Source organism: Mesorhizobium sp. ISC11 (assembly GCF_037162595.1).
Classification (GTDB): Bacteria; Pseudomonadota; Alphaproteobacteria; order Rhizobiales; family Rhizobiaceae; genus Mesorhizobium; species Mesorhizobium ciceri.
Genome location: NZ_JAVSPW010000001.1, coordinates 4721453 through 4735239 on the forward strand (window position 1 = coordinate 4721453; position 13787 = coordinate 4735239).

The window sequence follows — 13787 nt, forward strand, 5'->3', positions numbered from 1 at the left end:
AGAAGAGGAGGATCGCTCTCCTACCTCCGCGCCAACCTGCTGCTCTCCACCGCAATGCCAAGCAGCGCCTGTCTTGCCAGCGCGACGGAAAGATCCGGCCGCCGCCTGGTCTGCAGCACCGCCGTCTGCAGCCGGGTCAGTGCGCGGCCGAGCGCTTCGGTGCTCCAGCGTTCCAGCGCTTTCTCCACCAGCTTGCGCCTGGAGAAAAACACCGGCGGGCGGGCGGCGGCAACGACCGAGGCGGCGTTGCGGTTGCCGGACTCCATCTGGCCGCGCATGATCTGGATCTGCTGCAACTGCCGCATTGCCGAGGACAGCACCAGGAAGGGCTGGCCGCCGGACTGGCAATGGCGGGTGAAGGCGGTGTCGAAGTCGCCGATCTTGCCTTCGAGAAGCGCGTCGACCGCGTCGTCGAAAGACGCGCCGGAGACATCACCTGACATCGCTTTGACCTCCTCCAGGCCGATCTCGGTCTGGCCATGGGCGTAGAGCACAAGCTTCTCGATCTCACCGCGCGAGGCCAGCCGGTCGCCGCCGAGATTGCGGCGCAGCGCCTGTCTCGCTTCCATGGTCATCGACATGCCGGCCCTGCCCAGTTCGCCGTCGATGACGGTGTCGATGTCGCGGGCTTCATCGGCATAGCAAGGCAGGGCCATGGCGTTGTCGGCCGCCTCGACGATGGCGCGCAGGCCGACACCTTTCTTGAGGTCGCCGGCCTCGATGAGAATGATCGCATCGCGCGCGGGCTCCGCCGTCAGCGCCTTGACGTCGTCGGCCAATGCTTTCTGGCCGCTGGCATTGCGCACCCACAGCAGGCGCCGGTCGGAAAACATCGGCACGGTGCGGGCCTCGTCGAGCAGCCGGCCCTCGTCTCGGTCGACCTCCGAACCTTCCAGCCTGACCACCGAGAAGGGATCGTCGAGCGGCAGGCCGGTCTTGCCGGCAAAGGCCTTTGCTCGCTCGGAGACGAGGCCGCGATCGGGGCCGTAAAGCAGGACGATGGAGATCCGCTGGTCCGGCTTCGCGAGCCAGCCATCGACCTCATATGCTTTCTTCTGTGCCATGGCGGGCTGGTTAGCATGATGTGGGGGCGGCATCCAGCTTGGGCGAACGGTCGACCCCCACTCCGTCGAGCTTCGCTCGACACCTCTCCCCCGATCGACGGGGGAGAGGAAAGGCGCGAGTTCGTCGACCAATCACCTTATCTGCCGGCAAACCTCGCCCAACCTTCCCTCTAATTGCGCGCCACCGCCCAACATCGACAAGAAATTTCGCGGACATATCTTCATCTTGGGTGTGGGAGGCTGGATCGGCCGGCGTGGCCGGGACCGACGTCCGCAGGCTACCCGACGAATTCGCACTGGCGGCGCAGATATGCAAATATCTGTTCCGGGCAACATTGGAGGACAAAGGTCATGGCCGATGCTGGGATGTTGCGTTTCCACGTTCCGGAGCCGGAAGTGCGGCCGGGTGGCACGCCTGACTTTTCCAATGTGCCGATCCCCAAGGCCGGCTCGGTGCCGCGTCCTGACATCGATGTCGATCCGCGCAGCATCCGCGATCATGCCTTCTCGATCATCCGCGTGCTGAACCGCACTGGCGAGGCCGTCGGCCCGTGGGCCGGCCTGCTGTCCAGCGACGAGCTTCTCACCGGCCTGCGCCACATGATGACGCTGCGGACCTTCGATGCGCGCATGCAGATGGCGCAGCGGCAGGGCAAGACCTCGTTCTACATGCAGCATCTGGGCGAAGAGGCTGTGGCTTGCGCCTTCCGCAAGGCACTGGCGCCGGGCGACATGAACTTTCCGACCTATCGCCAGGCCGGGCTGCTGATTGCCGATGGCTACCCGATGGTCACGATGATGAACCAGATCTATTCCAACGAAGCCGACCCGCTGAAGGGCCGGCAATTGCCGGTCATGTATTCGTCGAAGGAGCACGGCTTCTTCTCGATCTCCGGCAATCTGGCGACGCAGTACATCCAGGCGGTCGGCTGGGCGATGGCCTCGGCGATATCGAACGATTCGCGCATCGCAGCCGCGTGGATCGGCGACGGCTCGACGGCCGAGTCCGATTTCCATTCGGCGCTGGTGTTCGCCTCCACCTACAAGGCGCCGGTCGTGCTCAATGTCGTCAACAACCAGTGGGCAATCTCGACCTTTCAAGGCATCGCGCGCGGCGGTTCGGGCACGTTCGCGGCGAGGGGCCTCGGCTTCGGCATCCCGTCACTGCGCGTCGACGGCAACGACTATCTCGCCGTCCACGCCGTGGCCAAATGGGCGGCGGAGCGGGCGCGCAGCAATCTCGGGCCGACGCTGGTCGAATATGTCACCTACCGTGCCGGCGCACATTCGAGCTCGGACGACCCGTCCGCCTACCGGCCGAAGACAGAATCCGACGCTTGGCCGCTCGGCGACCCGATCGTGCGGCTGAAGAACCATCTCATCGCGCTCGGTGTCTGGTCGGACGAGCGTCACGCGCAGGCCGAGGCGGAAATCCTCGACACGGTTATCGCGGCGCAGAAGGAAGCCGAAGGCCACGGCACGCTGCATGCCGGCGGCAAGCCGTCGACGCGCGACATGTTCGAAGGGCTCTACGCCGAGATGCCGCCGCATCTCAGACGCCAGCGCCAACAGGCGGGAGTCTGAGCCATGCCGAGACGGACCATGATCGAAGCCATTCGCGATGCCATGGATGTGTCGATGGGGCGCGACGAGAAAGTCGTCGTGTTCGGCGAGGACGTCGGCTTCTTCGGTGGCGTCTTCCGCTGCACGCAGGGCTTGCAGGCCAAATACGGCAAGAGCCGCTGCTTCGATGCGCCGATCAACGAATCCGGCATTGTCGGCTCGGCCATCGGCATGGCCGCCTATGGGTTGAAGCCGTGCGTGGAAATTCAGTTTGCCGACTACATGTACCCGGCCTACGACCAGCTGACCCAGGAAGCAGCCAGGCTGCGCTACCGCTCCAACGGCGATTTCACCTGCCCGATCGTGGTGCGCATGCCGACCGGCGGCGGCATTTTTGGCGGCCAGACGCACAGCCAGAGCCCTGAGGCGCTGTTCACCCATGTGTCGGGGCTGAAGACGGTGGTGCCGTCCAACCCGCATGACGCCAAGGGGCTTTTGATCGCGGCGATCGAGGATCCGGATCCGGTGATTTTCCTCGAGCCGAAGCGGCTCTACAACGGTCCGTTCGATGGTCATCACGACCGGCCGGTGACGCCCTGGTCGAAGCATGAGCTGGGCGAGGTGGCCGACGGCCACTACACGGTGCCGCTCGGCAAGGCGGCGATCCGCAGGGCAGGCTCGGCCCTCACCGTGCTCGCCTACGGCACCATGGTCTATGTCGCGCAGGCGGCTGTCGAAGAAACCGGCATCGATGCCGAGATCATCGACCTCAGGACCCTGCTGCCGCTTGATCTCGATACGATCGTCGCCTCGGTGAAAAAGACCGGGCGCTGCGTCATCGTGCATGAGGCGACGCTGACCTCGGGCTTCGGCGCCGAGCTGTCGGCGCTGGTGCAGGAAAACTGTTTCTATCACCTCGAAGCGCCGGTTGCTCGCGTTGCCGGCTGGGACACGCCCTATCCGCATGCGCAGGAGTGGGATTATTTTCCCGGTCCCGCTCGCGTTGGCCGTGCCTTGCTTGAAACCATGGGAGCCTGAGATGGGCGAACACATCATCAAGCTGCCCGATGTCGGCGAAGGCGTCGCCGAGGCCGAGCTGGTCGAATGGCACGTCAAGGTCGGCGATATCGTCCGCGAGGACACTGTGCTTGCCGCCGTCATGACCGACAAGGCGACGGTTGAAATCCCCTCGCCGGTCGATGGCGAGATCCTGTGGCTGGGCGCCGAGATCGGCGACACGGTGGCCATCGGCTCGCCCATCGTGCGGCTGAAGGTGGCGGGCGAGGGCAACGCCAAGCCGCAAGGCGCCGAAGCGGAAGCGGTGTCCGCTGAGCCTCCGGCAAAACTTCCGACCCCGAAGCCCGAGGCTGCTGCGCCGGTCGTGAAGACGTCGGTAAAGAGCGACGAGCCCAAGGCGAAACCGGCAGCCTCACAGAAAAGCACGGCGCAGCCTTCCGTCTCCGGCACGCCGCGGCCTGGAGGCGAAAGACCGCTGGCGTCGCCGGCCGTTCGTCTGCGGGCAAAAGAAGCCGGCATCGATCTCAGGCAGGTTGCCGGATCCGGTCCGGCCGGTCGCATCGGCCATGAGGACATCGAAGCGTTCCTGGCGCGCGGGCCGCAGGTCGCAAAGGCATCCGGCCTCGCCCGCAACGATGCTGTGCAGGATATCAAGGTGGTCGGCTTGCGGCGCAAGATCGCCGAGAAGATGTCGCTGTCCAAATCGCGCATTCCGCACATCACCTATGTCGAGGAGATCGACGTCACCGCACTGGAGGAATTGCGCGCGGCGCTCAACAAGGAGAAGCGTCCTGGCGTGGAGCGGCCGAAACTGACGCTGCTGCCGTTCCTGATGCGGGCGATGGTCAAGGCGATCGCGGACCAGCCCAATCTCAACTCCCTGTTCGACGACGAGGCCGGCATCGTCCATCAGCATGGCGGCATCCATATCGGCATCGCCGCACAGACGCCGTCGGGGCTGGTGGTTCCGGTGGTCAAGCACGCCGAGGCGCGCGACATCTGGGATTGCGGCGCCGAGGTCATCAGGCTGGCCGAGGCGGCCAAGTCCGGCACGGCAACACGCGACGAGCTGTCCGGCTCGACCATCACCATCACCTCGCTCGGCGCCATGGGCGGCGTGGCGACGACGCCGGTCATCAACCATCCGGAAGTGGCGATCGTCGGCGTCAACAAGATGATGGTGCGGCCGGTGTGGGACGGCACCCAGTTCATGCCGCGCAAGATGATGAACCTGTCGTCGAGCTTCGACCATCGGGTGATCGATGGGTGGGATGCGGCGGTGTTCATCCAGCGGATCAAGACGCTGCTGGAAACGCCGGCGCTGATTTTCGTGGATTGAGGGGATGAGAACGGTCGCAAGGGCCCCCTCACCCGGATTGCCAAAACCGAATTGCGAAGGGCAATTCGGGGCAATCCGACCTCTCCCCGAGGGGAGAGGAGGTCGCCGGCGTCTGTGCTCGCCTCTTCTCCCCACCGGGGAGAAGGTGGCCGCGAAGCGGCCGGATGAGGGGGCCTTCGCCACCAGAAAGAGCGTGCCATCATGAAAGAAATCTCCTGCAAGCTGCTCGTCATCGGCGCCGGGCCCGGCGGCTATGTCTGCGCTATTCGGGCCGGACAGCTCGGCGTCGATACGGTGATCGTCGAGGCCGGCAAGCCGGGCGGCACCTGCCTCAATGTCGGCTGCATCCCGTCCAAGGCGCTGATCCATGCGGCGGAGGAGTTCGAGAAGGTGTCGCACATGGCGGGCGGCAAGAGCCCGCTCGGCATTTCGGTCACCGCGCCGACGCTCGATCTTGCCCGGACCGTCGCCTGGAAGGACGGCATCGTCAGCCGGCTCAACAGTGGCGTCGCCGGCCTGCTCAAGAAGGCAGGCGTGAAAACCGTGCATGGCTGGGCGAGCTTTCGCGACGGCAAGACGGTCGCGGTCGAGACCGAGACGGGCGTGCAGGTGATCCGGGCCGAAACGATCGTCATCGCCTCCGGTTCGGCGCCGGTGGAGCTGCCGTTCCTGCCGTTTGGCGGTCGGGCGATTTCGTCCACCGAGGCGCTGGCGCTCAGCGACGTGCCGAAAAATCTCGCGGTCGTCGGTGGCGGCTATATTGGGCTGGAACTCGGCATGGCATTTGCCAAGATGGGCGCTGAGGTGACCGTGATCGAGGCCTTGCCTCGCGTGCTGGCGCAGTATGATGCGGAGCTGACCCGGCCGGTGGTCAAGCGGCTCACCGCGCTCGGCGTCGAGGTGATGCTGGGCGCCAAGGCCAAGGGGCTTTCAACCAAGGGTGACGCGTTGCTGGTCGAGACCTCGGACGGCAAAAGCGCCAAGGTCGCCGCCGAAAAAATCCTGGTCACGGTCGGGCGCAAGCCGGTGACCGAAGGCTGGGGGCTCGAGCAGATCGACCTCGACATGGCCGGCAAATTCATCCGCATCGACGACCAGTGCCGCACCTCGATGCGCGGCATCTTCGCCATTGGCGACGTCACCGGCGAGCCGATGCTGGCGCACCGGGCGATGGCGCAGGGCGAGATGGTCGCCGAGATCGTTGCCGGCCACAAGCGCAGCTGGGACAAGCGTTCGATACCCGCCGTTTGCTTCACCGATCCCGAACTGGTGACCGCTGGTCTTTCGCCGGAAGAAGCCAAGGCGCTCGGCGGCGAGATCAAGATCGGCATGTTCCCGTTGGCGGCCAACGGCCGGGCGATGACGAAGCTGGGCGAGGACGGCTTTGTCCGCGTCTTGGCCCGCGCCGACAACCATCTGGTGCTCGGCATCCAGGCGGTCGGGCAGGGTGTGTCGGAACTGGCGGCGGCGTTCGGGCTGGCGCTGGAGATGGGCGCGCGGCTGGAGGACATCGCCGGCACCATCCATGCCCATCCGACGCAGGGCGAAGGGTTCCAGGAAGCAGCGCTGAAGGCGCTGGGACACGCGCTGCATATTTGAGGAAAGGGGCGAACCTGTTCGAGTCGGCTCTCTTCCTTCCCTCGCCAGCCCATCGATCAACTCGCCAGCCGCTCATCTAGGCGCGACCAAAGCGATTGGCGGGAAAGTGCCGCGTACCATGTTTTCCGAGAACCGGATTCCACCCTTCGGGATCATGCTCTAGTCTCCTCCCATGAGCACCGACCTGAAGAAATACGTGGCGATTCGCTACAACACCGCCACCGGCTTCATGCCGAGCCAATGGAATGGACACGGCAGAGCCAATCTCGACCCGGTGTGGCTGGTCGAGCGGCTGGCGCTGTTCGACACCTATTGCGCGCCGTCGCTCGAGGGCCAGTCGCAGAAGGACTTTACGGTCCTGATTGCGTTCGATTCCGAAACACATGAGAACTACATCCGGATCGTCTGCGGCTGCGCGGCCGGGATTGATGTCAGGCCGGTTCTCATCAAGGCCGGCGAGAACTACAATGTCGCCTTCAATGCGTTTGTCCAAAGCGACACGGATGCCGAATTTGTTTTGCTGACTCGGCTCGACAGCGATGACGCGCTGGCGCCGACCTTCATGGAGCGTGTCGATTTCTACGCGCGCCGGGAAATCGCCAAGGGCGAGGTGAACCAGCAACCGCTCTATATCGCCTTTCCGCACGGCCAGAATTTCGATGCGGCAACCAACCACTACACGCAGCACGAATATCCAACGTCGGCCTTCGGCACTCTGGTCGAGAAGCGATCACCGTCCATGAACGGGGTCTATTGCGACGAGCACACGAAGATGGCGACGCGTTTCAACACTGTCGGGGCGGCCTCGAAGGAGGCTCAATGGTGCATCGTCATTCATGACAACAATGCAGCCAATGTCTTGCGCGGCAAGCCGGTCGCGGAGCCGGCTTTCACCGTGGGCCGGCCCGGTGCCGAGACAAATGCGCGCGCGCCGGCTCGAAAAGAGACTACACAAAAGCAGATGCCGCAGACTTCGGCCAAGGCCTCGCGCAACGCCGGCAATTTTGTCCGGTTTCTGCTTGGGCGGCCGATGGTCTTGCGGAAATAGCTCGATGCTAATCTCCCCCTCAAGCGGGAGATTATGCGCTTCACCCCGCCAGCCGGCTCACCATTTCGTGCTGGGCATAGGCGCGGCCAAAACGGTTGGCTAGAAATGCGTCCAGCGCGATGTCTTCCTGCTTGATGAAGCCGGTCGCCGGCAGGCTGCCGTCGGCCAGCATGTCGAGCACGGCGCAGATGCCGGACGCCGTGGTGATCTGGATGGCGCTGCGCACCACCTGGCCGATACGCTGGGAATAGACCTTGTTGGCGTAGGTCTCCTGCAGCAGGCGGCCGTTCTTGCGGCCGGAGACGGTGACGAAGACGATGACGACGTCCTGCAATGTCGCCGGCAGGGCGCTTTCAAAAATGTCCTTCAGCACGTCGCGGCGATGGCGCAGGCCGAGGTCGTTGAGCAGCGCCTTCATGATCGCGGCGTGGCCGGGGTAGCGGATGGTGCGGTAGTTGAGCGTGCGCACCTTGCCCTTCAGCGTCTCGGCCAGCGTGCCGAGGCCGCCGGAGGTGTTGAATGCCTCGTAGGTGACGCCGTCGAGCGAGAACTCCTCGCGCTCTTCCAGCGGCGGCACCTCGACCAGCTCGCCCTCGACGATCGCCTCGCAGGGCTCGCAATATTCGTTGATGACGCCGTCGGTGCTCCAGGTGAGATTGTAGTTCAGCGCGTTGGACGGGTATTGCGGCAGGGCGCCGACGCGCATGCGCACGCTTTCCAGCGAATCGAACCGGCTGGCGAGATCGTTGGCGACGATCGAGATGAAGCCCGGCGCCAGGCCGCATTGCGGAATGAAGGCGCTTCTGCCCGAACGCGCCAATTCCTTGACGCGGCGGGTCGAGACGACGTCCTCGGTCAGGTCGAGATAGTGCACGCCGGCACTGGCCGCCGCCTCGGCGATGCGGGTGGTCAGATGGAAGGGAGCGGCGCTGAGCACCGCGAATTTGCCGGCGAGTGCGGCTTCAAGCGTGCCGGACGCTTCGATGTCGAGCTCCAGCGTCGCAACCGTGGCCGGGACTTCGGCCGCTGCGAGCTGTGCTGCCGAGCGGTCGACGAGCGTGACCTGATAATCTCCCGTGGCGGCGAGCATCTCGGCAATGGTCGAGCCGATCTTGCCGGCGCCGACAACGACAATTTTCTTCATGACAAATCCCTCACTGGTTGTGAGCACAGATTCGCAGCTTGCTCGTCGAAAGGAAGCGTGATTCTGTACGAAACGAACCCATTGATTGGTCAGTCCGCCGAGAAGAATCGTCGAAATGCTCAGCGATGCCGAACAGACCCTGCTTTCGCTGCTGCGCGAGAATGCGCGCGCCTCGACCGCCGAGCTGGCGCGGCGGCTTGGCGTCTCGCGGACAACCGTGCAGAGCCGGATCGAACGGCTGGAGCAGCGCGGCATCATATCAGGCTACGGCGTGCGGCTGGCGCCGGATTATGAGCAGGGGCTGGTGCGGGCGCATGTGCTGCTCACCGTGACGCCCAAGCTTGCCGACAAGGTGGTGCGCGGCCTGCGCGGTTTGGCGACGGTCAGGACGCTGCATTCGGTCAGCGGCAATTTCGACATGATCGTCATCGTCGATGCGCCATCGATCCGCGACCTCGACATGCTGCTCGACCAGATCGGCGCCATGGATGGAGTCGAGCGGACGCTGTCGTCGATCATCCTGTCGACGCGGATAGATAGGTGAGGGGACCTCTCAACCCAAGCTGGGCTTGAACAGCACCAGCCGTTTCGCCGGCTAATCCGTAGCCAGCGGAAAACGCACCACCACCGCAAGTCCCGGTCGGCAATCCTCGAGCGTGATCGATGCGCCGTGCAGATCGGCGATGGCCCGGACAAGGCTGAGCCCGAGGCCGCTGCCTGATGTCGAGCGGCTGTGGTCCAGCCGGTAGAGCCGCTGGAACACTTTCTCGCGCTCTGCCGCCGGAATGCCGGGACCGTTGTCGGCGACGCCCGCAACGACGCGTTCGTCCTGGCGCGCCACCGACAGCTTTATCGTCGTGCCCGATGGACAATGGCGCAACGCGTTCTCGACCAGATTGGCGAACATCTGCGTCAGCAGCTCGCGATCGCCATGGATCCGGTCCGTCGTTTCCTGTGGTTGCGCCAACGACAGCGACTTTCCGTCGTCCTCGGCAACATCGGCATAGATCTCGGCGATGGTTTGCAGCACCTCGCCCAGATCGACATCGGTGAACCGCGCCCGGCGGGCGCCGGCCTCGATCTGCGCGATGCGCAGCAGGGCATCGAAGGTCTCGTTGATCTGCAGGCTCTCGGCATGCGCCTCCGCCAGTTCAGCGGCGATTTTCCGGCCCGACAGGTTCTTTTCCGACGCGGTGTCGAGGATCATCTGCAACCGGTTGAGCGGCGTCTTCAGATCGTGGGCGATGTTGGCGCTGACCTGTTTCATGCCTTCGACCAGCGCCGACAGGCGGTCGAGCGCGGCATTGACCTGGCTGGAGACGATGTCGATGTCGTCACCCTTGCCGGTCAGCGGAATGCGGGTGTCCAGCCGTCCATGCGAGACATCCACCATGGTGGCGGCGATGCCGTCGAGACGGCGCTGGACGCGCGAGGCGAGCAGGGCGCCGCCGGCGACCGCCAGCCCGGTGATGATCAGGGTTCCCCAGCCAAAGCTCATCAGCACGATCCTCTCCAGCTCCTCCGTCTCGGAAAGGCTGAAGGCGACGGTCAGCGTGTTGCCGCCGACCGGGCCGGAATAGGCGCGGTACTCGGCGCCGGGCGGCACGCCGGGCATTTCGGTGTCGAACATCGAGAAGCCGTCGGGAAGCCCTGCCGCGGTGAAGTTGCCGGCCAGGCGATTGCCCGTTGCGTCGGTCAACGAAAACAGCTGCTCCTTCTTGAGGCTGCGCAGGGAGTGGCTGCCGACGGTCTCAACCAGCTCCTTGAGATCGTTCTCGGCATAGGTCGCGGCGACGACCGCGTAGGTTTCCTTGATGGTGTCGTCGAGCCGCTCGGCAAGATCGGCGCTCATCATCTGGTAGACGATGGCGCCAGACAGGACGAAGGCCAGCACGAACAGGAAGGCGAAGGTCAGGGCAAGCCGGAATGGCGTGCTGCGCAGCAGGCGGGACCAGGTTCCGGTCATGGCGCGTGCAGGCTGTAGCCGGTGTTGCGGACGGTGTGGATGAGCTGGGTTTCGAAGGGCTTGTCGACCTTGGCCCGCAGCCGGCTGATATGGGTCTCGACGACGCTGGTCCTGGGATCGAAATGAAAATCCCAGACACGCTCCAGAAGCATGGTGCGGGTGATGACGCGGCCTTCGCCGCGCATCAGCACTTCCAGCAGGCTGAACTCCCGCGGCTGCAGGTCGATCGGCTGGCCCCGCCTCGTGACGCGGCGCATGATCAGGTCCATTTCGAGGTCGGCGACCCGCAGGACGGTTTTCTGCTCCTGCGCCGCCGGCCTCCGGCCAAGCGCATTGATGCGGGCGAGGAGTTCGGAAAAGGCGAAGGGCTTGACCAGATAGTCGTCGCCGCCTGCCTCGAGCCCCTCGACGCGGTCGTCGATGCCGCCGACGGAGGTGAGGAAGATCGCCGGCGTGCGTACGCCGGCGGCGCGCACCGCCTTGACCATCGACAGGCCGTCGAGACCGGGGATCATCCGATCGGCGACGATCACGTCGTATTTGCCCCGGGTCGCCGCGAACAGCCCGTCATGGCCGTTGCGCAGGAGGTCGCAGACATGGCCGGCCTCGGTCAGTCCCCTGACGATATAGTCGGCCGTCCTGTGGTCGTCCTCGACGAGAAGCAGTCGCATGAAAGGTCCGGTCCGTTGCCGAGATGGAGAGGCTATCACCGGCACGGGCTTGTTCCTAGGATGTCACGAAGGCGCAGGCATGGTGGCGCTAGAACGTTCACGATTGGCCGAAGCGGTGGGGTTTTCGGCAATTGTCAATGCTAGCGCATCCGCCCTGCACCTAGTCCAGGTCCAGCAACAGTTCATCGGCTTCGTCGGTTGTCCCCTTCAGGGTCATGTGCAGGACGAGCGCAATGATACAGCCGAGGAAGAGCAGGCTGGTGAAGATGGTGCCGAAGCCCAGGCCGCCATACCTGGCCGACCGCGACAGCAGGTCGCCGAAGGAGGCGCCGAGCGGCCGCGTCAGGATATAGGCGAGCCAGAAGGCCAGGATGCCGTCGAGATTGAGCAGCCAGTAGGCCAGCACGATGAGCGCGATGGCGCCGCCGAACAGCAGGCCTGTGGTGAGGTAGCCCATGTCGAAGCTTTCGGCGACGAGATCGCCGCCGGCGGTGCCGAGCGCGAAGGTCAAGAGGATCGCCAGCCAGTAGAAGATTTCGCGCCTGGTGGTGAAGATGGTGTGGATCGACAGCGTCCGTTCGCTGGCGTACCAGACCGCGAATGTCGCGGCGAGCGCAACCGAGAAGGCGATGGTCGTGGTCTGCAGGCGCACGCCGAAAGTGTCGACGAGATTGTCCGTCACCAGGGTGCCGACGATGCTGATCAGCACCACCGCCAGCCAGTAGGCCCACGGCACGTAACGCTTCTGCGCAAACTGCAGGACGAGGGCAGCGATCAGGATGCCGGTCATGATCAGCGAGGTGACGGTCAGCCCAAGCCCGATCGTGTCGGCAAGATAGTCCGCCGCAGTCTCGCCGGTGGTGACCGCCATCAACTTGATCACCCAGAAGTCGAGAGTGACGTCGGGAACCCTGTTGTGGCTCGGTGGGGCGGGTTGTTGCCTGTTGGGCGCGAGCATGGCTGAAGTCCTGAGGTCGACGGTTGCGGTGGCGGTGGCGGTGGCGGTGGCGATCCGCGCAGCGTAAGCAAACGAGCTCACGCCGGCCTGTCCGGCGGCATACAAATTCGTAAGAATGGGCGTGGGCCGCGCAAAGGTCCTTTACGAACGCCCGGCGCTGCGCCGATAGAGGGCGTGCGCCTTTCATCCGCCATCAATGTCATGCCCATTGCTCACGGGCACCCGTCAGTGCCCCAGGAAACACCAAATGACCTACGCTACCCTCAAGCCGGTTTCCCAGGCCTTCGACCAGCGCAAGCGCCTGATCTTCGTGCGGGTTGCGGCGGCGCTGGCGGTGTTGCTGCTGTTTCTCACCAAGCCGGGGCTGAGCGAGGGCTCCGACGGGCACGAAACGATCGAATTCTTCGGCTTTTGCCTGGTGCTCGTCTGTGTCGTCGGGCGGCTGTGGAGCATTCTCTATGTCGGCGGCAAGAAGAACGAGGAACTGGTCTCGACGGGACCGTTCTCGACCACGCAGAACCCGCTCTATTTCTTCTCGACGGTCGGCGCGGTCGGCATTGGATTGCTCTACGGCTCGCTGATGGCGGCCGTGGCGCTGGGCCTTGCCAGCTTTTTCATCTTTCGCGTCACGGCGCGCAAGGAAGCCGAATTTCTGCTCGGCAAGTTCGGCCCAGCCTATCTTGCCTACACCAAGAGCACGCCCCGGTTCTGGCCAAACCCGCTGCTCTACCGCGACGATGACGAACTGCAGTTCTCGACGCGGGCTTTGAAGCGCACGTTTTTCGACGGGCTCTATTTCCTCGCCATCTTCCCGGCCATCGAACTGGTCGAGCATTTCCGGGCGACCGGCATGCTGTTTCCGGCCTTCGTCACGCTCTACTGATCAGCTGGCTCTAGCTGCCGAGCGGATGCGGCATGTAGCCGACGAAGCCTGATATCTTCCAGCTTCCGCCGACCTTGCTGCAGAAATACAGCGTCTGCCATTTCAGCCGGTCGACGCTGCCGTCCGCCTTGGCGACCGAGCCGTCGAATTTCTTGTGCAGCACGGCGCGGTCGCCGTCGACGTCGATGTCTCGCATGTTGGTGACGCGAAACAGCGCCTCGCGCAGCGGCTCGGCGAATTTGGTCGCCGCCGTCTCTTCGGCCTGGCGCAGCCATTCGTCGCGATAGACTTCGAGCCTTGGAAACTGCAGCCGCCAGGCGTCGGCGTTGTGCAGGAAATGCGCATGCATGCCGAAGAAGCTCTCGGCGACGAAATCGTCCTCGACCATGGCCCAGTCTTGGCCGATGAAAGCGTCGATGTCGCGCCGCACCAGCATTTCCCAGAGCGCGTGGCGATCGGCATCGCCTGATGGAAACGGGTTCTTGTCGTAGGTCATTGCTGCTGTCTCCGCTCTGGCAAATCCGTCTATGCGGTG

Annotated in this window: 13 protein-coding genes; 7 read left to right on the top strand and 6 right to left on the bottom strand. The window is 64.4% G+C overall.

Going from position 1 to position 13787, the window contains the following annotated elements:
* Positions 1-20: 20 nt before the first annotated feature.
* The gene (holA, locus tag RPF88_RS22955) at positions 21-1064 is read right to left on the bottom strand and encodes a DNA polymerase III subunit delta (RefSeq protein ID WP_337123269.1); all 1044 of its coding nucleotides are present in this window, start codon (positions 1062-1064) and stop codon (positions 21-23) included.
* Positions 1065-1415: 351 nt separating this feature from the next.
* On the opposite strand from holA, the gene RPF88_RS22960 reads away from it, so the two are divergent.
* From RPF88_RS22960 to RPF88_RS22980, 5 genes are all read left to right on the top strand, one after another.
* A complete protein-coding gene (locus RPF88_RS22960; protein ID WP_063173413.1) occupies positions 1416-2648 on the top strand; it encodes a 3-methyl-2-oxobutanoate dehydrogenase (2-methylpropanoyl-transferring) subunit alpha in 1233 nt (410 codons plus the stop codon).
* Between the two features lie 3 nt (positions 2649-2651).
* Entirely contained in the window at positions 2652-3665 is a 1014-nt protein-coding gene (locus RPF88_RS22965; RefSeq protein WP_013528742.1) for an alpha-ketoacid dehydrogenase subunit beta, read from the top strand.
* Between the two features lies 1 nt (position 3666).
* A complete protein-coding gene (locus tag RPF88_RS22970; protein ID WP_337123270.1) occupies positions 3667-4983 on the top strand; it encodes a dihydrolipoamide acetyltransferase family protein in 1317 nt (438 codons plus the stop codon).
* Between the two features lie 201 nt (positions 4984-5184).
* Positions 5185-6582 carry a dihydrolipoyl dehydrogenase gene (lpdA, locus tag RPF88_RS22975; protein ID WP_337123271.1) on the top strand — a complete coding sequence of 466 codons (1398 nt, stop codon included), beginning with the start codon at positions 5185-5187 and terminating at the stop codon, positions 6580-6582.
* 172 nt (positions 6583-6754) lie between these two features.
* Positions 6755-7630 carry a glycosyltransferase gene (locus RPF88_RS22980; RefSeq protein ID WP_024504079.1) on the top strand — a complete coding sequence of 292 codons (876 nt, stop codon included), beginning with the start codon at positions 6755-6757 and terminating at the stop codon, positions 7628-7630.
* Between the two features lie 40 nt (positions 7631-7670).
* Here RPF88_RS22980 and RPF88_RS22985 read toward each other — a convergent pair whose 3' ends face one another.
* On the bottom strand, positions 7671-8774 hold the full coding sequence (locus RPF88_RS22985) for a saccharopine dehydrogenase family protein (RefSeq protein ID WP_024504078.1): 1104 nt from the start codon (positions 8772-8774) through the stop codon (positions 7671-7673).
* Between the two features lie 115 nt (positions 8775-8889).
* Between RPF88_RS22985 and RPF88_RS22990 the strand changes: the two genes are divergently transcribed.
* The gene (locus tag RPF88_RS22990) at positions 8890-9318 is read left to right on the top strand and encodes an Lrp/AsnC family transcriptional regulator (RefSeq protein WP_013528746.1); all 429 of its coding nucleotides are present in this window, start codon (positions 8890-8892) and stop codon (positions 9316-9318) included.
* A 51-nt stretch (positions 9319-9369) separates the two neighbouring features.
* Here RPF88_RS22990 and RPF88_RS22995 read toward each other — a convergent pair whose 3' ends face one another.
* From RPF88_RS22995 to RPF88_RS23005, 3 genes are all read right to left on the bottom strand, one after another.
* Entirely contained in the window at positions 9370-10740 is a 1371-nt protein-coding gene (locus RPF88_RS22995) for a HAMP domain-containing sensor histidine kinase (protein WP_024504077.1), read from the bottom strand.
* Positions 10737-11411 carry a winged helix-turn-helix domain-containing protein gene (locus tag RPF88_RS23000; RefSeq protein WP_013528748.1) on the bottom strand — a complete coding sequence of 225 codons (675 nt, stop codon included), beginning with the start codon at positions 11409-11411 and terminating at the stop codon, positions 10737-10739. The genes RPF88_RS22995 and RPF88_RS23000 overlap by 4 nt, the downstream gene beginning before the upstream one ends.
* Positions 11412-11571: 160 nt before the next feature.
* Entirely contained in the window at positions 11572-12369 is a 798-nt protein-coding gene (locus RPF88_RS23005; protein ID WP_337123908.1) for a COG4705 family protein, read from the bottom strand.
* 247 nt (positions 12370-12616) lie between these two features.
* Here RPF88_RS23005 and RPF88_RS23010 point away from each other — a divergent pair, with 247 nt between their 5' ends.
* Positions 12617-13252, top strand: coding sequence for a methyltransferase family protein (locus RPF88_RS23010; RefSeq protein ID WP_024504074.1), 636 nt, complete (start codon positions 12617-12619; stop codon positions 13250-13252).
* A 10-nt stretch (positions 13253-13262) separates the two neighbouring features.
* Here the strand turns inward: RPF88_RS23010 and RPF88_RS23015 are convergent, their stop codons facing one another.
* Positions 13263-13748, bottom strand: a complete 486-nt coding sequence (locus tag RPF88_RS23015; protein ID WP_127368512.1) for a hypothetical protein — start codon at positions 13746-13748, stop codon at positions 13263-13265.
* Positions 13749-13787: the final 39 nt, after the last annotated feature.